Origin of the sequence: Aminipila sp., from assembly GCF_032051575.1 — a bacterium.
Classification (GTDB): domain Bacteria; phylum Bacillota; class Clostridia; order Peptostreptococcales; family Anaerovoracaceae; genus Aminipila.
Map to the genome: position 1 here is coordinate 84,830 of NZ_DAMBYD010000002.1, position 25,434 is coordinate 110,263.

Genomic DNA, 25,434 nt, shown 5'->3' on the forward strand with positions numbered 1-25,434 from the left:
ATTGTAAAGACAGAACTTAATGAGGAATACAGGAGGAATGTTCGGTGACAACATTTATTGCAAGTTTGCAAAATGAATTAATGAAAATATTTACAAGAAAGAAATTTTTTGTATTACTTATAATAGAAATACTTATTTGTATTTTATGTGGAGGTGTCAATTATTTAATAGGAAAAGCATCTGCAGGGGCTGTTTCCACATCCTTGATGCTTTCTAATATGCCTATGAACATGCTATCATTTTTTATTCAGATATATGTACCTCTTATGATACTTATGGCTTCTTCTGATTTGTTTGCGTCAGAGGTGCAGGATGGAACCATAAGGGCTTCATTTATGAGGCCGGTAAGCCGGTTTAAATTGTATGCATCAAAGGTAACAGCCATTACGATTATGGCAGTAATCTATTTAGCAGTATTATTTGTTTTAACAACCATTATGAAATTAGTTGGCGGCTCAGGGGTTGCGTCAGCTACAGGAATAGTGGATAGCTTCTTTGCTTATTTTCTAGATATATTCCCAATAATAGTTTTGGTTCTATTTGCAGCTATGCTGAATCAACTATTAAACAGCCCCTCGCTTTCTATTGTTATTTGCGTTATAATCTATATCGGACTATATATATTGGGAATAGTTGTACCTCAGGCAAGTGGACTTCTATTTACTGGTTACTTACAGTGGCATAATCTATGGTTGGGAGTAACACTTCCGTTTGGGGCTATGCTTTCAAAAATTGGTCTGATTTTTGGTTATGGATTGGTCTTTGGGTGCATTGGATATTATTTATTTGAAAGAAAAGAAGTGTAAAGCAAGATGAAATCTCTAAGAGGACGTTTTATAAGAGCAACTATATTAATGGCAATAATTTCAACAGCACTGGTAATTTTTGTTACCTTGCTGTTGTTATTTGTTTTTTCAGTTTGTGAACCTTATGGATTTGAACGGATTTGGATGGGGATTAGCAATATGTCACTTGAAACCCATAGCGATGGACATAATTTTGTCATATATGCTGTTTTATGGGCTATACTTGCTATGGGCACGATTCTATTAACATGTACATTTTTAAGTGCCAAGTTGTCAAGAGATATGTTGAAAGCTATAAAGCAATTACAGCGGGCAGCAGAGAATATTACAGAAGGCAACTTAAACTTTGAAGTAATGGCATGTAAAGATCAAGAACTAAATGACCTATGTAATGCTTTTGATGAGATAAGGAAAAAATTAAAAGCCAATGCAGAACAGGAAATTAAGAGCAAGGAAGAGCGAAATATGCTTATGGCAAATTTATCCCATGATATGAGAACACCGATTACAACCATAAAAGGGTATTTGGAAGGAATAAAAGACGGGGTTGCTAATTCACCTGAAAAACTGGACAAATATTTAGATACGATATATAGCAAGGCAATAGTACTTCAAAGGCTTGTAGATAACATGGCGGAATACTCCGAATTAGAACTTGGGAGAATGCAGTATGCATTTGAATTTGTGAATATTACAGAACTGCTGAATAGTTTGGTGCGGGGATACAAAGCTGAAGTGCAAGAGCAGGGATTAAACATGGAAAGTAATATTGTATCAGAGGAATTGACTATTGTTGGCGATAAGAGCAAACTAAAAAGAGTATTTGATAATTTAGTATCAAATGCGATAAAATACAATAAAGAAGGCGGTACCATTTCCATAAGCATGGAAAATGAAAGAAAAGGTGCGCTAATTTGTATATGTGATACAGGAAAAGGAATCAAAGAAAAAGATATAAATAAAGTATTTGATGGATTTTATAGAGGCGATGCCGCAAGAAGTAATATAAAAGGCAATGGATTGGGTTTGGGTATTTCTAAACAAATTATTGAGAGTCACCACGGAAAAATCTGGATTAAGAGCGAGGAAAATATAGGCACAGAAGTGTATATATATATGCCGTTACGAAGCTTCTAATCGTTGAATGGAGGAAAATATGAGAATTTTAGTTATAGAAGATGACAAGAGCATAGCGGAATTAGAACGTGATTATTTAGAGATAAATGGATACGAATGCGACATTGCATCAGATGGTATTACTGGCCTTGATATGGCATTAAAAAATGAATATACACTTGTAATTCTTGATATAATGCTTCCAGGGATTGATGGGTTTGAACTTTGTGCAAAGTTTAGAGAGCAAAGTGACACGCCCGTTATCATACTATCAGCTAAAGAAGATGATATTGACAAGGTTCGAGGTTTAGGACTAGGGGCAGATGACTATATGACTAAGCCTTTTAGCCCAAATGAACTGATGGCAAGAGTAAAAAGCCATATAACAAGATACGACCGTCTTACTGGAAATGGGGGCAGTAAGATTGGACAAAATAGGACCTTAAAGGTGAGAGGGCTAGAGATTGATAAAGATAGCCGCAGAGTATTTGTAAATGATGAAGAAAAGATTATGCCGGCAAAAGAGTACGATTTATTGTTATTTTTGGCAGAAAATCCAAATAGGGTCTTTTCAAAAGAGCATATTTTTGATAGAATTTGGGGCATGGATGCTATCGGAGATGTTTCTACAGTTACTGTGCATGTTCGAAGGCTGAGAGAAAAAATAGAGCTGGACATGGACAATCTTCAATATATCGAGACTGTTTGGGGTGTAGGCTATAGATTTAAAGGATAGAAAGAAGATTTAGTATGAGATGTAGAAAAGTATTTGCAGTTATTTTGTGTTTAGTTATGTTGGTCGCATATAGTAATGTCTGTTATGCAGAGGAGTCAGTTAATAGTCCGGAAAATGAGCATTTATATATACCCATATTAATGTATCATCATTTTGTTAAAGATCCGCAGTCAAAAGAACTGGCTGGTGCTGCAATTACAGAAGAAAAATTTGAGGAAGATATGACTTATTTATCTGAGAATAAATATACAGCATTGCTGCCACAGGATTTAAAAGCTATAGAAGAAGGGAAAATGAAAATTCCGGAAAATCCTATAATGATTACATTTGATGATGGTTATGAATCTGCTTACACAATAGCATATCCTATACTTAAAAAAACAGATATGAAGGCTACAGTATTTGCCATAGTAGGAAACGTTGAAAATCCAAGAAAGAACGAAATAAAAAAACTAAATTGGGGGCAAATGAAAGAGATGTATGAAAGCGGAGTGTTCGACATCCAAAGCCATTCATACAATTTACATAACCAGGACCTAAAAGGAAAATACATGAAATTCCTGGTGAATGGCATACAAAAGGGCCTTATTGAATGCCGTGCACAGTATGATATGCGTGTGGAGGACGATATAGTTAAAAGCATTGATACCATTGAGGAAAATGTGGGAAATGAAGTAATTTGTTTTTCATACCCATATGGAGTATATGAGGAATGGGGCAAAGATCTTCTTCAGAAAAATGGTATACTGTTTGGATTTGGAACAACATATGGAGCAGGTGACTTAAAAGGAAACTTGTATTATTTGAATCGTTTCTCTGTAGGCATGGGTACAGATTTAAGTAGCTTACTAGAACAATAGAATCAGCTGTAGATTGACTCTGAAATCAGGTGACTGCCTGGTTTCAGAGGTTTTTAATATAATAGGAAATATCGATGGATTTTCCTATTATATTAAAAAGGAAGTGCAGAGGGGCGGAAGCCTCTTTGCCCATAAAGGAGGGTGTTCAGCGAATAAAATGAGTACCGAAGGGAACCAAGGGGTTCCCTAACGGAGTGGCGAAGCCACATTTTTAATATATAAGGGGAAAGTAAATGAAGACTGTAAGAATTGTGTTGATGGTTTTAGTGGTGATGCTAAATCTTACATTTGTTGCAAATGCAGACACTGATGACGAAAAAAATAATAGCAGCATAAAGATTGACATAAACGGAAAGTTTGTAGAATTTAACGCTGAAACAGGAGCACCTTTTTTAGATGAAAATAAGAGAACTCAGGTGCCGCTCAGAGCTGCTATGGAGGCTTATGGGTGTGAAGTAAGCTGGGATGCAGAAAAATCTGTTGCTGTTATAGAAAAAAATGGCACTGAAGTCCAAGTGCCAGTGGGACAAAATTATATAAAAAAGGATGATTTTGAAATCTTTACCGATACAAAAGCATTGCTGAAAGACAATAGAGTATATTTGCCTATAAGGGCTGTGGTTGAAGCTTTTGGGGGAGACGTTCAATGGAATCAGGTATCTGAGACAGTAATCATTACATCGTCTGATTCAGGTATAAATCAAGTATCCGTTCATTTTATTGATGTAGGACACGGAGATTCTGTATTGATAGATGATGGAACGTATGAAGTACTAATTGATGGTGGCACAACCAGCAACGGAGCGCTGGTTTCAGATTATATAAGACCCTATGTGGATGGTAATCTGGATTTACTGATTGCTACTCACGGACACCAGGATCATGTGGGCGGGCTGCCTAAAATATTTGAGGATTATCAAGTAGATCGGGTGATTGAGAGCGGAAGTTTTGTGGATACGCCGGAGTGGTATGCTTATAAGAAAGCTTTAGAAAACGAGCCCAACTGTATCACCAGTGAGGCTGTAGATGAAACCATACCTTTAGGAGAAGGTGTCTCTCTAAAAATCATTAAAGCCATGGCCTCAGGACAGCCTTTAGAAAATAACAATAGTGTAGTGGCATTGCTGACATATAATAATGTGTCAGCGCTGTTTACTGGTGACAGCCAGGCAGAGGAAGAATCCGAAATTGCACAAAAAGTTGCAAAGGTTGACGTCTTTAAGGGCGCTCATCATGGGTCATTTAACGCTAATAGCAATGTGCTATTAAATGTTATAAAGCCGCAATATATAGTTATATCCGCGGGTAAAGGCGTGAATTATATGCATCCGTATGCTTCAGCCTTAAAAAGGATGTTTTATTCTGGCGCAACTGTTTATGGGACGTTTATATCAGGAACTATTGTCATGAAAACGGATGGAACCTCATATAGTTTTGATACAGCGGCAAGTGGCGAGACGCTGACTCCAAAGACACTGATTCCATTGCAGATAACAGATGCAGGCAGTTATCAGAAAAATATTCGTTAGTAGATTCTAAATAGAATAATAACGATGCGTTAGGCTATGCAAACTTTGAAATTAGTGGGTTTTAGCAAAAAAATAGTTGACATTAAATTGAAATTTATTTAAAATGTAAGATAAAATCAGGCAATGGATTTGATACAATAAATACATTGCTGGGCCATCAAATTGGCAACAGGAATAAAAAGACCTGTGGGACTATACTATTATAGTGCTACAGGTCTTTATTTATATAAAAGAGAGGGTTAAAGATGAATAAAATAAATAGAAAATCAAAAGTCGCGCTTTTATCGGTTATGTCTAATACCATGCTTATTATATTAAAAGTAGTAGCTGGCTTGTTGAGCGGTTCAGTCAGTATTATTTCGGAAGCTATTCATTCTTCAATGGATTTGGTTGCTTCTATTATTGCATTATTTTCAGTTACTGTATCCTCAAAACCGGCTGACAGACAGCATCCCTATGGGCACGGCAAAATTGAAAATATCTCAGGTGTTATAGAGGGATTATTAATTTTTATAGCGGCATTTTTAATCATTAAAGAATCCATTAATAAAATTCTTAATCCATCTGAGATATCAGGAGTATCCATCGGTATTGTTGTTATGGGTATTGCTGCTATTTCCAATTTGTTTGTATCAAGAGAACTCTATAAAGTCGCAAAGCAGGAAGATTCAATAGCCCTTGAAGCGGATGCTCTTCATCTGAAAACTGATGTTTATACCTCTTTAGGCGTTGCCATAGGGTTACTTCTTATAAAAGTAACGGGTATTGCCATTTTGGACCCTCTGGTAGCTATGCTTGTAGCGCTGCTTATTATAAAAGAGGCATGGGTACTCTGTTCGGATGCCTTTGGACCATTGCTGGATACTTGTCTTCCGGAAGAAGATGAAAAGCAGATACAAGAAATTATAAATAATTTTGATAATGTCACTGGGTGCCATAGTCTAAGAACAAGAAAATCTGGACATTATAAATACATTGATATGCACTTAGTAGTTAAAGGAGAAATATCTGTTGCAGCAGCCCATGGGATTTGTGATGAAATAGAAAAATCAATTGAAGAAAAGATTGTAAATAGTTCTATAAACATTCATGTTGAGCCTGAGGAACTACCAATAGAAGAGAAATAAAAAAATATTTAAATATTTTTTATTTGATGAGCTTATTTAGATGTCTCAGAGTAGCATACTAGATAAGCTTTTTTATTTGTAAGCTTTACCTATAAGCCTGAATATTTTAGGGCTACTTACCCAAAATAGATTTAAGTATGATTTTTTATACAAAAATTGTTTAAAAGCTATAAAACAATAAGGAGAATTCAGGTGGATAAATTAAAGAAACTTGACATGAAACATATACTTCATGAAGGATTTAATATCGGAATACAAGGGTGATTTGTGAATGAAAGAGTTAGCAGGATCTATGGGCTGGATTGCAGTTTGGGGGTTTTGTTTTGAGGTTTTAAGTTACTTTATTAAACTTATAAATAAAAAATATATCTGCAAATTGCCGAAAGAAAAAAGCAAAAGCCTAAATTTATACCATTTTGCTATGAAACTGATAATTAAATACCATAAACCCGTAGGGATAATAACTGTAATTGCCGCCATAATCCATATGATATTAATGTTTGGTTTTTTTGAATTGAGCCTTTCTGGAATTATTGCTGTTGGTTTAATGCTGTGTGTACTGATTACTGGTTTATATGGTGCTTTCATCAATAAAAACAGAAAGGGAAAATGGCTTAAATTTCACAGAGCCCTTTCTATTGCTTTAATTATTGTTATCATGATTCATGTCGCTGGTTGATGTTTTGGCTAAACATCTGGTTTCCTGTTACACTTCCAAGTAGTTTTCATATTATGATATAAATATGAATGGCTGAAGAGTATTAAGAAATTGAAAAATAATTGTTAATTATAAAATAAAAGCACCCCAAGGTGCATAAAATCTACCTGGGGGTGTTTTTATATGGATGAAATAATTGTAAATGGATATGTGTATCCAAGTGTTCAGCCAGAAGTATTACAATCATGGCTGGCAGATTTGTCATTAATAGCTACATTTAGTTATGGTATGACACCAGAGGGATATGTAATACCTCTAAATGATGAAAAATTAATTGAAGCTGCAAACAATGCAGGGGTAGGTTCTATGATGGTCCTTACACCTATGAATGAAATGGGGCAGTTTTCTGAATATCTGGTAAGCGATGTGGTCGAGAATCCAGAGGCAGTGGACCGGCTATTAAATGAAATACTATATGTGATGAGAACAAAAAATCTTTTTGGAGTTGATTTCGATTTTGAGTTTGTGCCAGCAAAAAATAGAGACCAATATACAGAGCTAGTCGGAAAAGCTGCAGAACGGTTCAATCCTGAAGGATATTTGGTTACAGTTGCTCTTGCACCTAAGACTTCAGCGAATCAGCCGGGATTATTGTATCAGGGTCATGATTATGCTGGTATGGGGCAGGCGGCTAATTTTGCCCTATTGATGACTTATGAATGGGGTTATACATATGGTCCACCTATGGCAGTGGCTCCAATAAATAAAGTGAGAGAGGTTATAGCGTATGGCGTTAGCGAAATACCTCCAGAAAAGATACTGATGGGGATTCCAAATTACGGCTATGATTGGAAACTTCCTTATGTGCAGAAAGAATCAAGAGCAGAGAAAATTTCTAATGAGGAAGCAGTGGCTCGGGCTGCACAATATGGTGCGGAAATTCAATTTGATGAAGTAGCTCAAAGCCCACACTATAATTATTGGAAACAAGTAACTACGCCAAAAGAAGATGGAACAGAAGAAATTTCATATGAACAACATGAAGTATGGTTTGAAGATGCAAGAAGTTATAAGGCCAAAATGGATGTAGTGAAGGAATATGGCCTAGCGGGTATTAGCATATGGAACATTATGGATTATGATCCGAATTTAGTAGGAGAAATAACCAAGGCTTTTTCAGTAGCAAAAGTGTTTTGATACAATTTTTTTTGGAGTTTATCAAACAAGTAATTATAAACAAATATTAATATAATCAGGACTACCAGGTAAAAATATACCAGATAGTCCTGTTGACTTTTTTGCAAATGTTGATTATAGTATAATGTGAAATAGTTTGAAATTAAAAATATTTGCATTTAAAAATATTAGTAAACTTGAATATAAAATATTACATGGCTAATTGAAAAAGGAAAACATATTGGGAGGAATATACATGGCAAAGGTCAAAATAACCGAAACAGTTCTCAGGGATGGGCAGCAATCACTGATGGCAACCAGAATGAAAACTGATGAAATGATACCTATATTAGAAGTGATGGATTCTATCGGGTATAATGCAATAGAAATGTGGGGAGGAGCTACCTATGATGCCTGTCTCAGATTTCTGGATGAAGATCCATGGGAAAGGCTTAGAAAAATAAGAAAAAGGGTAAAAAATACTGAGCTTCAAATGCTGTTAAGAGGACAAAATCTACTGGGATATAGGCATTATGCAGATGATCTGGTGGATGAGTTCGTGGACAAGGCTATTAGTAATGGTATAGACATCATAAGAGTATTTGACGCTTTAAATGATACAAGAAATTTGCAGAGATCGATTGAAGCATGCAATAAGTTTGGTGGACATGCACAAGGGGCCATATCTTATACAAAAAGCCCAGCACATAGTAATGAAGTTTTTATTAATCTGGCAAAAGAAATTGAACAAATGGGAGCGGCTTCTATTTGTATAAAAGATATGGCGGGACTGCTTGATCCGTATAATGCATATGAATTGATTACGCAGATTAAAAAAGTTATTTCAGTTCCTTTAGAACTTCACACACATTCAACAAGTGGTTTAGGCAGTATGACTTATATGAAAGCTGTAGAAGCAGGTGTGGATATTATAGATACAGCTATATCACCATTTGCAGAAGGAACTTCACAGCCATCTACGGAATCCATGGTAGTGGCTTTTAAAGGAACTCAATACGACTCTGGTTTGGATTTAGCTCAATTAAATAAAATTGCAGAACATTTTAAACCTATACGAGAAAAATATATTGCAGAAGGTCTTATTGATACTAAACTAATGGGGGTTGATGTCAATACCTTAGTATATCAGGTACCAGGGGGTATGCTTTCCAATCTGTTGTCTCAATTGAAACAGTCCAATGAGGAAGAAAGATTTGATGAAGTGCTTAAGGAAGTTCCAAGAGTCAGAGCAGATTTGGGTTTTCCACCGTTGGTTACCCCTACAAGCCAGATTATAGGGACACAGGCAGTGCTAAATGTTCTAACTGGGGAACGCTACAAAATGGTCCCCAATGAAGTTAAAATGATTGTTAAGGGGATGTATGGGAAAACTACTGTCCCAATTAGTGAAGAAGTAAAAACAAAAATTATAGGTAGTGAAGAACAGATTACTTGCAGACCTGCAGATTTAATTGAACCAGAATTACATGCTGTAAAAAGCGAATGTGCAAGGTATCTGGAGCAAGAGGAAGATGTTCTGACTCAGGCTATGTTTCCAAAGAATGCAGAAGAGTTCTTCCAAAAAAGAGCAGGAAGAATATATGGCATGGATTGGAATCTTGTTGACGAGGAAGCTATGGCATATCCGGTATAATTACAGGAAAAATCAGACCGTTGGAATTTATAATAAATTCGGCGGTCTGTTCACATTTTAGGCTGATTATGGTATACTTAAAATTATGAAATTAGTAATAGCAGAGAAACCAAGTGTTGCTGCAGAAATTGCAAAGGTAATGGGTGCAGACAAACGAGGAAATGGATTTTTTAAAGGAAATGAATATGTGGTGTCTTGGTGTGTAGGTCATTTGATCGAAACAGTAATGCCAGAAGCTTATGATGAAAAATATCAAAAGTGGCGTATTATGGATCTTCCAATCCTACCACAACAATGGCAATATCAAGTGTCTGCAGGAGTGCAGGCACAATTTGACGTAGTGAAAACTCTCATGGAGAGTGACGATATTGATGAAATCATTTGTGCAACCGATGCTGGACGTGAAGGTGAACTAATATTTAGGCTTGTATATAATCAAGTAGGTTGTTCAAAAAATTTTAAAAGACTTTGGATCAGTTCTATGGAGACGAAAGCTATAAAAGAAGGTTTTGCGAAATTAAAGGAAGGAACTGAATACGACAGACTATATCAGGCTGCACTTTCAAGACTGCAGGCTGACTGGCTGGTAGGTATAAATTTTTCCAGGTTGTTCGCTTGTATGTCAAATTCTCAGATTAACATTGGACGTGTACAGACTCCTACCGTTAACCTAATTGTAGAACGGCAGAGAACGATAGATTGTTTTGACTCAAAACCATTTTATATTCTTACTGCAGCCTGCAGCCATGAGGGTACAAATTTTAATGCTGCAAAAAGAGTAGAAAACCAGGAGGAAAGCAACCGAATTGTAGAAAAGTGTAAGGGAAAAGAAGCTATAGTGGCCTCAATGACTCAGGCCCCAGTAAAAGAAAATCCATCGGCATTATATGATTTAACAACATTACAAAGAGAAGCCAATAAAATGTTAGGATTATCGGCACAACAAACCTTAGATGCTACTCAGAATTTATATGAAAAGAAACTTGTCACCTACCCTAGAACGGACAGCAGGTATTTGACAGCAGATATGAAAGACAGTGCCATGCAGATTCTGGACAGTATTTTGAAAGCACCGTATATAGATGCCAAAACGATTGAGGTTTATAATCTACAAAACACCAATGTGGACAGACTTATAAACGATAAGAAGGTCACAGACCACCATGCAATTGTCCCCACAATAGAAGCCTATAAAGCCTCAAGTAAATTGCCTAAGAATGAGTTCAATGTATTGCTTTTAATTGTATATAAATTGTTGACTGCGGCTTATCTGCCACATGAGTATATAAAGACAGAATTATTTTTGGATATTGAAGGAGAGGAATTTAAAGCCACAGGTAGGCAGATTACAGAAAATGGTTTTAAAGAAATAGCTTCACATTTGACTGAACTACTTAAACTCTATCAAAAGACTGAAGCGGAGGGAAAGAGTAAAGGTAAAAAACCGAAGAAGAAACAGACAGAAGAGAAAGAAGAAGAAATTATTCCTGCATTAACTGAAGGGCAGACAATTGCTGATGTGGATATTACTTCAAAAGAAAAGAGCACGCAGCCGCCAAAACCTTATACCGAGGATACATTGCTTTCAGCTATGGAAAATGCTATGAAAACCCTTGAGGATGAGGAATTAAAAAAAGAGGTAGCAGGAGCTGGTTTGGGCACCCCAGCTACAAGGGCGGGAATCATAGAACGAATTATAAAAACAGGATTTGTGGAAAGAAAAGGAAAAAATCTTCTTCCAACAGAGAAGGCTTATGAAGTAGTTGATACAGTGCCGGACAAGGTTAAAAGTGCTATTCTCACCGCAGAATGGGAACAGAAGCTGGAACAGATATATAAGGGGGAAACTACTAGCAACGATTTCATAGAAGGTATAAAAGCTTTTGTTAGTGAAATGGTTGAGAGTTATACGGAAGACTGTACTTATGATGAAAGGGGAAAAGAGATTGTTGGAAAGTGCCCTCGATGTGGGAAAAATGTTTATGAAGGCAAAAAGAATTACTACTGCGAAGGTGGTATGGAGTGTGGGTTTACTATTTGGAAAGAAGACAAATTCTTTTTAAGTAAGAAAAAACCACTGACAAAGCCTATGGTCAAGGCATTTTTGGAAAAGGGCAGGATAAAGGCAGTTAATCTATACTCTGAAAAAAAAGATACAACTTATTCAGCCTATATTTTTATGGAGGATACTGGGCAGTATGTAAACTTTAAACTGTACTTCCCTAAGAATATAAATTTCTAAATAAAAAAAGAGACAGAAGGAAGATAACCTAACTGTCTCTTTTTTGTCCGGAATGCAGTATAATCTGTAATAATTAATTTACATTAAGTCCTACTTATCAGTCTATGCTACTTGCTTCATGTTAGCTTTCTTTTTGGCCTGCGCCCTTCGGGTCATTCTTACACCATCAGCATCGGCTAAGCAATGACCTGTAAAGGATAAAGTCACAACCATTATAGGCATCAAGTAGTTAAATATAGCATAAGGTGCATATTGAGCTGTTGATACACCAAGAACACTTAAAATATATACACCGCAGGTATTCCAAGGAATAAGTGAAGAGGTTACCGTTCCAGCTCCTTCCAGAGCATTGGATAATGTCTTTGGATGTAACCCCATTTCCTTATATGTTTCAGCATACATTCTTCCTGGAACAACAATTGAGATATATTGTTCTGGCATAGTTGCATTACTAGCTACGCAAGTAAGTTCTGTAAGAGCAACTAATCCTCTAGGTCCTTTTACGAGCTTTAAGAACTGACTTACTATTACCTCTAATTGTTTAGTAGTTTCCATAATACCGCCAAACATCATAGCTATGATTGTGAGTGATATAGAGAACATCATTCTCATAAGCCCACCACTTGTTAAAAGTGTATCAATAGCGTCAACGCCAGTGGCGCTGGTATATCCGTTCATGCCAGCATCTAGTAATGCCCCTAAGTTGGCTTCTGAACCTTGGAAAATTGGCCCTAGTACAGCCGCAGAAAGGATACCTAATACGATACCTGGAATAGCAGGTATTTTACATGCTACTGCAACAATAACAATAATTGGAGGAAGCAGCAATAAGGGATTTAGGTTAAATGTGTTAGCTAAGCCATCACTCATAATTTTAATGGCACTGGTATCAGCGGCCTGACCTGAAGCTGCGTATTTAAAGCCTATGAATGTAAAGAAAACCATACAAATACCATATGTAATCATAGTAGGTAGCATCATAAATTTAACATGGGTAAATACGTCAGTACCAGCCATGGCTGGTGCTAAGTTAGTTGTGTCGGATAGTGGTGACATTTTATCACCAAAATAAGCTCCGGAAATGATTGCGCCAGCCGCAACTGGGGCAGGAATTCCAAGACCAACAGCAATCCCCATAAGGGCGAGCCCCATGGTTCCCATAGTTCCCCAGGAAGTTCCTGTAGCAACTGAAGTAATGGAACAAATAATAAGTGCAGCAAGTAAAAATATACTTGGTGAAAGGATTTTTAACCCATAATAAATCATTGTAGGAACAACACCTGATACAATCCAGATACCAACAAGAATCCCGATGATTGCCAGAATCATAATTGCCTGCAATGCTCTGAAGATACCGTCCATCATACTCTTTTCAATGGTATTCCAATCATAACCAATGTAAAGAGCCATAAGGGCAGCAATGATTACTCCGATAAACATAGGAATGTGTGGAGAAACATGATAATGTATAATACCCACTGCCATGACAGCTATGAGTACGGCAAATGTGATTAGGGCTTCGATCAATCTGGTCTCTCTAGGCTGCTTTTTTGTTTTGTCTTTAACTTCCATTTTTTCCCCCTTAATAAATATAACATGACTGCATTTAATCCGGTACAACTTAAATTATACTGTATACATTGGATAAAAGCAATCAAAATATTCAGAAAATGAATAATTTAGAATGTGCATGTACTATTTTATGCAATATATGTATAAAATGGTAATCACTTTGTATATTTGTTTTTTTGACGTTTTATGTTGCTTTTATGTAGTGCCTCTAGTATTATTTTAGTAGTAATGTTTTTATGAAGGGAAACAGAAAATGTTTGAAGAAAAATATTTAAAGTTATTGTCTAGAGAATATCCCAATATTGAGAAAGCATCGGCGGAAATAATAAATTTAAGAGCAATCTTGAGTTTGCCAAAAGGAACAGAATACTTTTTAAGTGACCTGCATGGAGAGCATGAGGCATTTATTCACATGCTAAAAAGTGCATCAGGAGTTATACGTTCAAAGATTGATGAAATCTTTGAAAAACGTTTACCAGAGAAAGAAAGAGATAAGCTGGCATCCCTTATCTATGATGCAGAGGCTGAACTTGAGCGAAGACATAAAGAAGAGACTGATTTTAATGAATGGTGCAGAGTTACGATTTATAGACTAATCGAAGTGTGTAAATCAGTATCTACAAAATATACAAGATCAAAGGTAAGAAAAAGATTACCAAAAGATAGCGCCTATATCATAGATGAACTACTGCATGCTGATGATGAGGCAAATCGTTCACATTACTACAATGAAATTATTAATTCTATAGTGGAGTGTCAGGTTGCGGAACAATTCATTGAAGAATTATCTGATACCATAAGCAGACTTGCAGTAGACAGATTACATATTATAGGAGACATTTTTGACAGGGGGGCACATCCTGATTACATTATGGAATACTTAATGCATTTCCATGATGTTGATTTTCAGTGGGGAAATCATGATATTGTCTGGATGGGTGCAGCAACTGGAAATTGGGCCTGTATAACTAACGTTATAAGAATGAACATCAGTTACAACAATTTCGACATGCTCGAAATTGGATATGGAATTAATTTAAGACCTTTAGCGGTATTTGCGGCTAAGGTTTATGCGGATGATTCATGTACATATTTTGCACCTCACATGTTGGATCGAAATACATTTGATCCAGTTGATGAGCAACTGGCAGCGAAAATGCACAAGGCCATAGCTATCATTCAGCATAAGGTTGAAGGGCAGAGAATTATGTCTCACCCAGAATATAAAATGGACCACAGACTGCTTTTGGATAAAATTGATTTTGAAAAAGGCACTATAAAAATTAAGGACGTTGAATGGGAACTGAGAGATACAAATTTTCCTACAATTGACCCTGAAAATCCATATAATCTTACAGAGGAAGAAAATCTATTGATGAATACTTTGGAAGCTTCCTTTGTGGAAAGTGAAAAATTACAAGAACATATAAAATTCCTTTATAGTCATGGGGCAATGTATAAATGTGTTAATGGAAATCTGCTTTATCATGGATGCATACCAATGACCGAAGATGGTGAATTTGAGGATGTTACTTTAAATGGTTCTACTTATAAAGGCAAGGCTTTTATGGACTATGTTGATGATGAGGTTAGAAAAGCCTATTTTAATCCATTGGCATCGGATGAGACAGGTAGGTCTGGGGACATTATGTGGTATTTATGGCTGGGAAGTAAGTCTCCATTATTTGGAAAAGACCAGATGACTACTTTTGAACGCTCCTTTATTGCAGATAAAAAATCTCATAAAGAATATACGGTACCTTATTATAAATTAGTGAACGAACGTGTAATCTGTGAAAAAATATTGGCAGAATTCGGTTTAGATCCGGATACCTCACACATTTTAAATGGACATGTACCAGTTAAAATAAAAGATGGCGAAAGTCCAATCAGAGGTGGGGGAAAGCTGTTTATCATTGATGGGGGGATATCAAAGGCTTATCAGAAGCAGACTGGTATAGCGGGATATACATTTATTTTTAACTCGAGATTTATGGCGCTTGCTGAACATAAGCCTTATAGTCCTATGCAAGAGGATGGAAGTCAGGAATTTCATGCTCCGAACATTAAGATTGTGGAATATTTACCGGTAAGATTAACGGTTAAGGCATCTGATATAGGAGAAGATTTACAGGTACAAGTGGAAGACTTAAAAAATCTGGTCAAGGCTTATCGATCAGGCTTAATAAAAGAAACAAGATAACACAATAAAAAACTGGCTGTCAAACGGATAGCCAGTTTTTTTATTATACTCTATTTATTTATGCTCTAAAGAAGATAAATCATAAGGGGTTTCCTGATATACATAATAGTTTAGCCAGTTTGTGAAAAGTAAGCTGGCATGACCGCGCCATCTAAATAGGACTTCTTCTTCAGGATTATCATTTCTAAAATAGTTAAAAGGAACATTGATATCAAGCCCTTTGTTAACGTCCCTGAAGTATTCGTTAGCTAAAGTATCCTTATCATATTCCTGATGGCCTAAAATGAATATTTGCCTACCGTTGTCAGTAGCAAGAATATGGACGCCTGCTTCCTCTGACTCCGCTAAAATACGAATTTGAGGATGAGCTAAAACATCTTCTTTTTTAATCATTGTATGCCTTGAATGAGGTGCATAGAATACTTCATCAAAGCCCCTTACTAATGGAGTGTAAGGTCTTGTAACTTTGTGTTCAAACACCCCGAAGACCTTTCCATCAGTCAGGTATTTTGGGATACCAAAGTGATAATATAGTGCAGCTTGTGCTCCCCAGCAAATATGCATACTACTATACACATTTGTCTTTGAAAATTCAAAGATTTCACAGAGTTCTTTCCAGTAATCCACTTCTTCGTAAGGGAGGGTTTCTACAGGAGCCCCCGTGATAATCATTCCATCAAATCGTTGATCTTTAATTTCATCAAGTGTTTTATAGAAAGAAGTCATATGCTCTTGAGAGGTATGCTTAGATTCATGGGAATCCATGCATACCAAGGTTAATTCAACTTGTATGGGTGAATTCGCCAGTACTCTGGCAAGTTGAGTTTCTGTGGCAATTTTTGTAGGCATCAGATTAACAATCAATATTTTTAATGGTCTGATGTCCTGACTGATGGCTCTGCCTTTATGCATAATAAAGATATTTTCTTTTTGCAGTGCGTCAGAAGCCGGTAACTCGTTAGGTATGATTAAAGGCATTTAAAAACCTCCTTATTTTACTGCTTTTAATGCTTGGTCGAAATCTTCTTTGATGTCAGTGATGGATTCCAGACCTACTGAAACTCTGATTAGTTCAGGTCTGATTCCTCCTGCAATCTGTTCTTCTTCAGAAAGCTGTCTGTGAGTTGTGCTTGCAGGGTGCAGTACTGAAGTACGGATATCTCCAACGTGAACGACTATACTTGTAAGTTTTAAATTAGCAAGGAACTTTTCTCCAGCAGCTTTACCACCTTTTACTCCAAAGCATAAAACACCTCCTGCACCTTTTGGTAAATATTTTTGTGATAAATCATAATACTTATCACCTTTTAATCCAGGATAAATGACCCAGTCAACCATTTCATGGCTCTGCAGAAATTCAGCCAAAGCAAGAGCGTTTTCACAGTGACGCTCCATCCTTAAGTGCAGTGTCTGCAAACCCTGATGAGTTAGATACGCATTCATTGGAGCCATAGTGCATCCAAAGTCTCTAAGCATGACTGCACGAAGTCTGATTGAAAAAGCTACATCCTTAAATTTATTATAAAAAGATAAACCATGATAGCTTTCATCTGGTTCTACCATTCCAGGGAATTTATCTGAGGCTGCCCAGTCAAAATTGCCACTTTCTACTATAACACCACCAACACAGCTTGCGTGTCCGTCTGCATATTTAGTTGTAGATTCAAGAACAATATCTGCACCATATTCAATTGGCCTGCAAAGTGCAGGAGAAGCTAAAGTATTATCCACAATAAAAGGAACGCCCATGGTCTTTGCTGCCTTAGAGAATTTTTCAAAGTCAAGAACGCTTAAGGCAGGGTTGCCAAGACTTTCCCCAAAAATTGCTTTCGTTCCAGGCCTGGCAGTTTTCAGTATTTCTTCAAGTGGAAGGTCTTGATCTACAAAAGTTACATCAATACCCAGCTTTTTTAAAGAAACACCAAATAAATTATGAGTTCCTCCATAAATATTTGCTGCTGAAATGACATGGTCACCAGCTTCGCAAATATTACAAATGGTGATGAAGCTGGCTGCCATTCCAGAGGATGTTGCAATACCAGCAGTGCCGCCTTCCAGCAGTGCCATTTTTTCTTCAAGGGCATTTACTGTAGGACTTCCAAGTCTTGTATACATAAAGTTAGCACTGTCAAGGTCAAATAATTCTGCCACATCTTTGGAATCATAGTATCTATAAGTAGTGTTCTGTACTATAGGTAATACCTGGGGCTGACCACTTTCTGCTTTATATGCGCCATGAACGCATTTTGTTTCAAATAACATATCTTTCATCTCACTCATGTTTTTACCTCCGCTAATTTTTATTGGCTCAATATTAAAATTTACCCCAATAGTTTGTATTTAAATCTATTCAAATTATAGGCTAATCTGATATAATTTGGTTTAGACACAAAAAAACCGTTTTTTTTTGGTATATACATACATATTTGATATGTTATACTATATTGAAAATAAAATCAATAATTTGTGGTATAATTAATCCAATAAATTAGAAATTATGATTTTTTAAATGAAAGGGCTATTTACTGTGGACGGAAATTTGATAAATTTAGAGACACCGAAAGAAATAAGTACAGCGTTTATTTATGCGTGCATGAAGTTTGGTAATAACACGCCAGATGCAGATAGTCTTGAACTGATAAAACAAAGCTCTGAACTTATATTAGCTTCTTCGGAACCACGTGCTGTTTATAAGGAATTTTCAATAGGAATTGTTGAGGATTTTGGAGGAATCTATATTGGAAATCCAAAGAACAAGCTTGCAGGGAGGGCTGCAGCAAAACATCTGGATCACTGTAATAAGTGTGTCTTAGTGGCGGTTACTTTAGGGCCGCAAATTGATAAACTTATTCGAAGGGCACAGGTAACTGACATGGCTAAGGCTGTGGCGTTAGATGCATGCGCGTCGTCGCTTATAGAAGATTTGTGTGATCAGATTAACCAGCACTTAATAGAGAAATACCATGAGAAAGGTATGGGCGTGACTACAAGGTTTAGCCCGGGCTACGGGGATTTGCCTTTAGATGCACAAGTAATCTTTTCAAATCTTTTGGAGATGGAAAAGAAAATAGGCCTGACTCAAAGTCGAGAACATTTATTATTACCCCGTAAATCCATTACAGCTATCATAGGAGTATTACCCTTGGGGGAATATAAAGATAGCCAACGGATAATGAAATCGGTCAAGGGTGATAAACCAGTTGCCTGTGAGATTTGTGAAAGAAAACATGATTGCCAATTTCGTTCAAATGGCGGATATTGTGGTATGAAATAGTAAACTTTTTATGTTAAATTTAAATAAAAATGAGAGGATACCAGATTGAGAAATATTTTTGATACAAAAGATTATGTGATATTGGACGGAGCCATGGGCACCATGCTTCAAAAAAGTGGATTAGAATTAGGTGAAAGACCTGAAATTCTAGCTATTACACATCCTGAAAAGATAACAGGAGTCCATAGAATGTATGTGGAAAGCGGTGCAGACCTTATATATGCCAATACTTTCGGTGCTAATTCACATAAACTTGCAGGTTTTAATTACACAGTGGAAGAGGTAGTCACTGCAGGTATAAAAGCTGCTAAGGAGGCATGTCTCGGTACAGATGCTATGGTCGCACTTGACATAGGACCTCTGGGCGAGCTTTTAGAGCCTACAGGAACCTTATCCTTTGAAGGAGCCTATGAACTGTTTAAGGAAATGATAGTGGCAGGAGTTAATGCTGGTGCTGATGTCATAGTATTTGAAACAATGACCGATTTATATGAGGTAAAGGCGGGGGTTTTAGCAGCTAAGGAAAACTCAAATCTGCCCATTATGGTGTCTATGACATTTGAAAGTAATCACCGCACGTTTGCAGGATGCACCGTTGAAGCGATGGCAATCACTTTAGAGGGACTTGGTGTAGATGCTATAGGTATCAACTGTTCATTGGGTCCGGTTGAAATACTTTCAATTGCCAAGGAACTTTGTGATAACACTAAGCTACCAGTTTTCGTAAAACCAAATGCAGGTCTTCCTAACTTAAAAACAGGAGGATATGATATTGATTCCAATCAATTCGCAGAGGAAATGCTGCCTTATCATGAGATTGGTATTTCAATGCTTGGAGGCTGCTGTGGAACTTCTCCTGATTACATTAAAGCCCTTGTGACAAGATTTAAGGGGTTAAAGACAACAGTTACTGAAAGGGTAAAAAGATATATTCCTGAATTAAGGGCATGTTCGCCAACTACAGTAGTAACTGTAGACCATGTGGCTATGGTCGGAGAAACAATTAACCCAATGGGCAGAAAGTTTATCAAACAAGCTTACTTAAATGAAGATATGGATACCATTCTTGCCTGTGGTGTTGAACAAATCGAAAATGGTGCAGAGATTTTAGATGTGAATGCAGGAATGCCAGGAGTGGACGAAAAAATTATGCTTTGCAGAGTTGTAAAGCTATTGCAGTCCGTTGTAGATGCTCCTATATTATTGGACTCACAGAATCCAGAAGCTTTAGAAGCCGCATTACGTATTTATAATGGAAAGCCCATGATTAATTCTACCAATGCGGACAAAGAATTAATGGAGAAAATCTTCCCACTTGCTAAAAAGTATGGTGCGGCAATAGTAGGGCTCACATTAGACGAAGATGGAATACCTGTGACTGCAGAAAAACGATTGGAATTAGCAAAACGTATAGTTGAAACAGCTCTTTCTTATGGAATACCAAAGGAAGACTTAATTATAGACTGTTTAACTCTGGCGGCTTCTGTTCAGCAAAAGGAAGCTTCAGAGACCCCCAAAGCTATAAAAATGATAAAGGAACAATTGGGTGTAAAGATTTTATTAGGAGTTTCTAACATTTCTTTTGGATTGCCTAAGAGAGAGATTATAAATCGTAATTTCTTAATGCTGGCCATGGATGCAGGGCTTGATATGCCTATTATGAATCCAAAGGATGAGGGAATGAAGGCATCGATTTATGCCCATAATGTTTTGTCGGGTCATGACGATGGCGCGAAGAACTATATTGAGAGGTATGCAAAACCTGACGGTGCTGTTAATGAACTTACAGACGGACAAACCAAGAAAACTGGAAATGCTAATGGTGACATTTTTCATTCAGTTAGAAAAGGGCTGAGAAATGAAACCAGGCTTGCCACAGAAGCACTGCTAGAGAGCATGGAAGAGATGGCGGTTATAAATGAAAAATTAATTCCGGCATTAGATGCCCTAGGCTTATTATTTGAAAAGGGAGATATTTTCCTTCCTCAATTAATACAGGGGGCACAGGCTGCACAGGCAGGATTTGAAGTGGTAAATAAAAGACTGGCAGATAAAGACACAGAGGCTGTAAATCGGGGCAAAATTGTTTTAGCAACGGTCAAAGGGGATATTCACGATATAGGAAAAAATATAGTAAAGATTATACTTCAGAATTATGGATATCAGATTATTGATTTAGGTAGGGACGTTGCTATAGATGCGGTGGTAGAAGCTGTTAAGAAGCATGACGCCAAGCTTGTTGGACTGAGTGCACTAATGACAACTACCCTGAAGAGCATGGAGGAAACCATTAAAGCTCTTCATAAGGAAAAGCTGGACTGCAAGATTATAGTTGGTGGCGCTGTTATAACGGAAGACTATGCAAAATCCATCAAGGCAGATTACTACGCAAAGGATGCAAAGAAATCTGCGGATATTGCTAAAGAAGTGTTTGGCAATTAAGGGGAGTTTTCACTTTTGAAAAAATTGTGCTCTTAGATTTGAAGAAAAACAATATTTATGGTAGCTTTTTTTACAAATGCTACCGTATTTTTTTTAGAATCATAAATTTGCGGTAAGTTCTTTTAACAAACAGCAAAAATAAGACAGAATAGGTCGGAAATTTCTCAAAAAACTACCGAAATTCTCAAAAAATTAATATTTATGGTAGCTTTAGTTTAAGCAGTTAGTCTAATTGTGCCGATACCTAAAAAGTTTTAATCTGTTTTACATATTCATTTCAAAAAAAAGAAAAGGCACACGTTCATTATGTATCGTAATCAAATTTACGAACCATGTTCTACGTGTGTCATTATCTTTGCCATTTAATTTTTTTGTTATTCTAATTCAAAAGCACCAGTATAAAGCTGATAGTACGTTCCTTTTTCTGCTATAAGAGCATCGTGACTTCCACGTTCAATGATTCTGCCCTGATCTAATACAAGGATTACATCAGAATTCTGTACTGTGGAAAGTCTATGAGCTATTACAAATACCGTTCTGCCATGCATTAAAGAGTCCATACCTCTTTGTACAATTGCTTCTGTTCGGGTATCAATTGAAGAAGTAGCCTCGTCTAAAATCATGACAGGAGGATCAGCAACTGCAGCACGGGCTATAGAGATGAGCTGTCTCTGTCCTTGAGATAAACCACTTCCATCACCAGAAAGTATTGTATCATAACCATCAGGGAGCATCCGAATGAAACTATCTGCATTAGCCAGTTTGGCAGCCCCTATGCATTCTTCATCGGTGGCATCTAATTTTCCATAACGGATATTCTCCATAACAGTTCCTGTAAATAAATTTACATCTTGAAGTACAATACCTAAACTTTGGCGTAAATCATCCTTTTTTATTTTATTGATATTGATACCATCATAACGGATCTTTCCGTCTGCAATATCATAGAAACGATTAATAAGGTTTGTAATGGTGGTCTTACCTGCACCAGTAGCCCCTACAAATGCAACTTTCTGGCCAGGTTCTGCATATAGGCTTACATTATGAAGCACTATTTTATCTTCATTATATCCAAAGTCTACGTCATAAAAGCGGACCTCACCTTTTAACTCCGTATACGTAATAGAGCCATCACTGTGAGGATGTTTCCAGGCCCATAGATGTGTACGACCGTCTGCTTCTGTTAAAACACCGTCTTCGTATTTTGCATTCACAAGTGTTACATAGCCTTCATCCGTTTCACTCTGTTCATCCATTAGATTAAAGATTCTCGTAGCACCTGCAAGTGCCATGATAACTGCATTTAACTGCTGAGAGACTTGTGCAATAGGATTGATAAAACTACGAGATAGCTGGAGAAATGATGCAATAGTACCCAATGTCAGAACACTAGTGCCTACTAAACTATAGTTTGTTACTCCGACAATTCCCATGGCACCACCAACAATAGCAATTACTACATACATGACGTAACCCAGGTTATTCATGACAGGCATTAGTATATTGGCATATTTGTTAGCTTCTCTTGCATTAAGACAAAGTTCATCATTACATAAGTCAAAAGCCTGTTTCGCTTTTTCTTCATGACAGAAAACTTTTACCACCTTCTGACCGTTAATCATCTCTTCGATATAGCCATTTACTTTACCCAGAGAAGCCTGCTGGTTCATAAAATATTTACCACTTTTTCCAGCAATACTTTTGATAGTTGCCAAAAGTATAAAAACAAAAACAATTACTAATAGAGTCAGCCAAAAACTTAGATATAACATAGAGCAAAACACTGCTGTTATAGTAACTACAGAAGAGAACATCTGTGGAAGTGCCTGCGCAATCATCTGGCGGAGTGTGTCTGTGTCATTGGTATAGTGGCTCATAATGTCCCCATGGGTATGGGTATCAAAGTATTCTATTGGCAGTGTCTGCATATGGGAAAACATTTTATCACGAATCTTTTTTAGGGTACCTTGTGCGATTACCGCCATTGTTCTGTTATAGAATAATGTTGCTAATACGCCTAACAGATAAATGGAGCCCATAATTATGATTATTTTAAATAATCCAGCAAAATTTGGTACCGCTTGGAGAAGCAAAGGAGAAATATAATCATCAATTAAAGTTTGGATAAACAGTGCAGAAAGTGCACTGGCAATAGCGCTAATTATAATGCAGAATATAACTAGGAAACATTGTAACTTATAATCACTCATATAAGAGACCAAACGTTTAATTGTATCCGGATTAGGCTTTTTGCTTTGAGCTTTTTTTATTAATTCTTTATTGTTCAATTGTCTGGCCTCCTTTCATCTGAGACTGGTAAACCTCTTTGTAGACGTCACATGTCTGCATAAGTTCCTCATGTGTTCCAATTGCGTTGACTTTTCCATCGTCAAGGACAATGATCTTATCAGAATCCTGAACAGAAGAAACACGTTGTGCGATTATAATTTTTGTTGTATCAGGAATTTCTTTTTTCAATGCTTTACGAATTAATGAATCTGTTTTCGTATCTATGGCACTGGTTGAATCATCTAAAATTAGAATTTTAGGTTTTTTTAACAATGCACGGGCAATACAAAGTCTCTGTTTTTGACCGCCAGAAACATTTGAACCGCCTTGCTCAAGATAGGTATCATATTTATCAGGGAACTTGTCTATAAACGAATCTGCCTGCGCAAGCTGGCAAGCGTGGATAATTTGCTCCTCTGATGCATTTTCATTACCCCACCTTAAGTTTTCTTTTATTGTTCCAGAAAACAAAACATTTTTCTGCAGAACCACAGATACCTGATTACGAAGACTTTCAATATCATAATCGCGGACATCAACACCACCTACAGTAACCTTTCCCGCAGTCACGTCATATAGCCTTGGAATAAGCTGGACCAGACTTGTTTTAGAAGAACCTGTTCCTCCTAAAATACCAATAGTTTCACCAGATTTAATGCTTATGTCAATGCTATCCAGTACAGGCTTATGAGCCTGTTTTGCATAGGCAAAGGATACATTTTCAAAAGTGATATCACCATTTGTTACTTCTCTAATGGGATTATCGCAATTTTTTAAATCACTTTCTTCATTTAATATTTCTACAATACGTTCTGCCGATGCTTTAGACATGGTTATCATAACAAAGACCATTGAAAGCATCATTAAACTCATAAGAATCTGCATGGCATAACTTATTAAACTCATTAATTCACCAGTACTTAAACCACTGGCAGGGTCTCCGCCACAGGCCACAATAGCACGTGCCCCAAACCAGGATACCAGAAGCATACAGGCATACATACAAAACTGCATTAAGGGCATAATGAAAGCAAGACCTTTTTCAGCTTTAGAAAAGTCTTTATAAATGTTTTCTGATATATTTCCGAACTTTTCAATTTCAAAAGCTTCTCTTGTGAAAGATTTAACTACACGGATGCCGTGAAGATTTTCCTGAACCACATTATTTAATTTGTCGTAGGTTTTAAAGATTCGGACAAAAATCGGATGTACATTGGAAATAATCAACCAGAGGCCGATTCCTAAAACGGGTATAGAGCCTAAGAAAATTAAAGACAACTGTGCATCTATATGGAAGGATACTGCCAATGAAAATATAAGCATAATCGGACATCGTATAGCCATACGAAGAATCATCTGATAAGCGTTCTGTACATTAGTAACATCTGTAGTAAGTCTGGTTACAATGCTTGCGGTAGAAAATTTATCAATATTTGAAAATGAAAAATTCTGTACATTGTAATACATATTGCGGCGAAGATTCCTAGCAAAGCCTGAAGAGGCAATAGCCGCACTTCTTCCTGCAAGCACACCAAATGCTAAAGATATAAATGCTGAGATGAGAAGGGCAATCCCTATTTTAATAATATAGGACATACTTCCACCATCTATGCCATAGTCAATTAAGTTTGCCATTAGAAGTGGTATAATCACCTCTAAAACAACTTCTAATGCAACAAAAATAGGAGTCAAAACTGAGTCCTTTTTATATTGCCCAATACAATCTAATAATTTTTTTACCATATATTCC

Annotated in this window: 18 protein-coding genes and 1 riboswitch; of the genes, 13 read left to right on the forward strand and 5 right to left on the reverse strand. The window is 36.7% G+C overall.

Annotated features, from left to right (window positions below):
* Positions 1-44: 44 nt before the first annotated feature.
* The 10 genes from RTW14_RS02605 to RTW14_RS02650 all read left to right on the forward strand — a co-directional run bounded on the left by RTW14_RS02605 (position 45) and on the right by RTW14_RS02650 (position 11,904).
* Positions 45-806 carry an ABC transporter permease gene (locus tag RTW14_RS02605; protein WP_312648027.1) on the forward strand — a complete coding sequence of 254 codons (762 nt, stop codon included), beginning with the start codon at positions 45-47 and terminating at the stop codon, positions 804-806.
* Positions 807-812: 6 nt separating this feature from the next.
* Complete coding sequence (locus RTW14_RS02610; protein ID WP_312648028.1) at positions 813-1,943, forward strand: sensor histidine kinase; 1,131 nt, start codon at positions 813-815, stop codon at positions 1,941-1,943.
* 19 nt (positions 1,944-1,962) lie between these two features.
* Positions 1,963-2,658, forward strand: coding sequence for a response regulator transcription factor (locus RTW14_RS02615; RefSeq protein WP_312648029.1), 696 nt, complete (start codon positions 1,963-1,965; stop codon positions 2,656-2,658).
* Between the two features lie 14 nt (positions 2,659-2,672).
* The gene (locus tag RTW14_RS02620) at positions 2,673-3,518 is read left to right on the forward strand and encodes a polysaccharide deacetylase family protein (protein ID WP_312648031.1); all 846 of its coding nucleotides are present in this window, start codon (positions 2,673-2,675) and stop codon (positions 3,516-3,518) included.
* A gap of 233 nt (positions 3,519-3,751) precedes the next feature.
* A complete protein-coding gene (locus RTW14_RS02625) occupies positions 3,752-5,047 on the forward strand; it encodes a stalk domain-containing protein (protein WP_312648033.1) in 1,296 nt (431 codons plus the stop codon).
* A 102-nt stretch (positions 5,048-5,149) separates the two neighbouring features.
* A riboswitch (NiCo riboswitch) is annotated at positions 5,150-5,244 on the forward strand.
* Between the two features lie 48 nt (positions 5,245-5,292).
* On the forward strand, positions 5,293-6,174 hold the full coding sequence (locus RTW14_RS02630) for a cation diffusion facilitator family transporter (RefSeq protein ID WP_312648035.1): 882 nt from the start codon (positions 5,293-5,295) through the stop codon (positions 6,172-6,174).
* Positions 6,175-6,445: 271 nt separating this feature from the next.
* Entirely contained in the window at positions 6,446-6,853 is a 408-nt protein-coding gene (locus tag RTW14_RS02635) for a hypothetical protein (protein WP_312648036.1), read from the forward strand.
* Positions 6,854-7,015: 162 nt separating this feature from the next.
* Positions 7,016-8,029 carry a glycosyl hydrolase family 18 protein gene (locus RTW14_RS02640; protein WP_312648037.1) on the forward strand — a complete coding sequence of 338 codons (1,014 nt, stop codon included), beginning with the start codon at positions 7,016-7,018 and terminating at the stop codon, positions 8,027-8,029.
* A 235-nt stretch (positions 8,030-8,264) separates the two neighbouring features.
* Entirely contained in the window at positions 8,265-9,662 is a 1,398-nt protein-coding gene (locus RTW14_RS02645) for an oxaloacetate decarboxylase subunit alpha (protein ID WP_312648039.1), read from the forward strand.
* Between the two features lie 85 nt (positions 9,663-9,747).
* Positions 9,748-11,904, forward strand: a complete 2,157-nt coding sequence (locus tag RTW14_RS02650) for a DNA topoisomerase 3 (RefSeq protein ID WP_312648040.1) — start codon at positions 9,748-9,750, stop codon at positions 11,902-11,904.
* Positions 11,905-12,006: 102 nt separating this feature from the next.
* On the opposite strand, the gene nhaC is transcribed toward RTW14_RS02650, so the two are convergent.
* The gene (gene nhaC, locus RTW14_RS02655; RefSeq protein WP_312648041.1) at positions 12,007-13,476 is read right to left on the reverse strand and encodes a Na+/H+ antiporter NhaC; all 1,470 of its coding nucleotides are present in this window, start codon (positions 13,474-13,476) and stop codon (positions 12,007-12,009) included.
* A 253-nt stretch (positions 13,477-13,729) separates the two neighbouring features.
* On the opposite strand from nhaC, the gene RTW14_RS02660 reads away from it, so the two are divergent.
* Complete coding sequence (locus RTW14_RS02660) at positions 13,730-15,679, forward strand: fructose-1,6-bisphosphatase (RefSeq protein ID WP_312648043.1); 1,950 nt, start codon at positions 13,730-13,732, stop codon at positions 15,677-15,679.
* 54 nt (positions 15,680-15,733) lie between these two features.
* On the opposite strand, the gene metA is transcribed toward RTW14_RS02660, so the two are convergent.
* Both metA and RTW14_RS02670 read right to left on the reverse strand, forming a co-directional pair.
* A complete protein-coding gene (gene metA / locus RTW14_RS02665; protein ID WP_312648045.1) occupies positions 15,734-16,657 on the reverse strand; it encodes a homoserine O-acetyltransferase MetA in 924 nt (307 codons plus the stop codon).
* A 12-nt stretch (positions 16,658-16,669) separates the two neighbouring features.
* On the reverse strand, positions 16,670-17,959 hold the full coding sequence (locus tag RTW14_RS02670; RefSeq protein WP_312648046.1) for an O-acetylhomoserine aminocarboxypropyltransferase/cysteine synthase family protein: 1,290 nt from the start codon (positions 17,957-17,959) through the stop codon (positions 16,670-16,672).
* A 259-nt stretch (positions 17,960-18,218) separates the two neighbouring features.
* Here RTW14_RS02670 and RTW14_RS02675 point away from each other — a divergent pair, with 259 nt between their 5' ends.
* Together RTW14_RS02675 and RTW14_RS02680 are read left to right on the forward strand one after the other, a co-directional pair.
* A complete protein-coding gene (locus RTW14_RS02675; protein ID WP_312648048.1) occupies positions 18,219-18,953 on the forward strand; it encodes a methionine synthase in 735 nt (244 codons plus the stop codon).
* Between the two features lie 45 nt (positions 18,954-18,998).
* Positions 18,999-21,395, forward strand: coding sequence for a homocysteine S-methyltransferase family protein (locus RTW14_RS02680; protein ID WP_312648050.1), 2,397 nt, complete (start codon positions 18,999-19,001; stop codon positions 21,393-21,395).
* A 374-nt stretch (positions 21,396-21,769) separates the two neighbouring features.
* Here RTW14_RS02680 and RTW14_RS02685 read toward each other — a convergent pair whose 3' ends face one another.
* Complete coding sequence (locus RTW14_RS02685) at positions 21,770-23,683, reverse strand: ABC transporter ATP-binding protein (protein WP_331654377.1); 1,914 nt, start codon at positions 23,681-23,683, stop codon at positions 21,770-21,772.
* A complete protein-coding gene (locus RTW14_RS02690; RefSeq protein ID WP_312648052.1) occupies positions 23,673-25,427 on the reverse strand; it encodes an ABC transporter ATP-binding protein in 1,755 nt (584 codons plus the stop codon). The genes RTW14_RS02685 and RTW14_RS02690 overlap by 11 nt, the downstream gene beginning before the upstream one ends.
* Positions 25,428-25,434: the final 7 nt, after the last annotated feature.

Excerpts from the sequence above, each read along its gene's own strand:
- RTW14_RS02610 (WP_312648028.1), top strand. The coding sequence starts at position 813 with ATGAAATCTCTAAGAGGACGTTTTATAAGAGCAACTATATTAATGGCA.
- RTW14_RS02615 (WP_312648029.1), top strand. The coding sequence starts at position 1,963 with ATGAGAATTTTAGTTATAGAAGATGACAAGAGCATAGCGGAATTAGAA.
- RTW14_RS02620 (WP_312648031.1), top strand. The coding sequence starts at position 2,673 with ATGAGATGTAGAAAAGTATTTGCAGTTATTTTGTGTTTAGTTATGTTG.
- RTW14_RS02625 (WP_312648033.1), top strand. The coding sequence starts at position 3,752 with ATGAAGACTGTAAGAATTGTGTTGATGGTTTTAGTGGTGATGCTAAAT.
- RTW14_RS02630 (WP_312648035.1), top strand. The coding sequence starts at position 5,293 with ATGAATAAAATAAATAGAAAATCAAAAGTCGCGCTTTTATCGGTTATG.
- RTW14_RS02635 (WP_312648036.1), top strand. The coding sequence starts at position 6,446 with ATGAAAGAGTTAGCAGGATCTATGGGCTGGATTGCAGTTTGGGGGTTT.
- RTW14_RS02640 (WP_312648037.1), top strand. The coding sequence starts at position 7,016 with ATGGATGAAATAATTGTAAATGGATATGTGTATCCAAGTGTTCAGCCA.
- RTW14_RS02645 (WP_312648039.1), top strand. The coding sequence starts at position 8,265 with ATGGCAAAGGTCAAAATAACCGAAACAGTTCTCAGGGATGGGCAGCAA.
- RTW14_RS02650 (WP_312648040.1), top strand. The coding sequence starts at position 9,748 with ATGAAATTAGTAATAGCAGAGAAACCAAGTGTTGCTGCAGAAATTGCA.
- nhaC (WP_312648041.1), bottom strand. The coding sequence starts at position 13,476 with ATGGAAGTTAAAGACAAAACAAAAAAGCAGCCTAGAGAGACCAGATTG.
- RTW14_RS02660 (WP_312648043.1), top strand. The coding sequence starts at position 13,730 with ATGTTTGAAGAAAAATATTTAAAGTTATTGTCTAGAGAATATCCCAAT.
- metA (WP_312648045.1), bottom strand. The coding sequence starts at position 16,657 with ATGCCTTTAATCATACCTAACGAGTTACCGGCTTCTGACGCACTGCAA.
- RTW14_RS02670 (WP_312648046.1), bottom strand. The coding sequence starts at position 17,959 with ATGAGTGAGATGAAAGATATGTTATTTGAAACAAAATGCGTTCATGGC.
- RTW14_RS02690 (WP_312648052.1), bottom strand. The coding sequence starts at position 25,427 with ATGGTAAAAAAATTATTAGATTGTATTGGGCAATATAAAAAGGACTCA.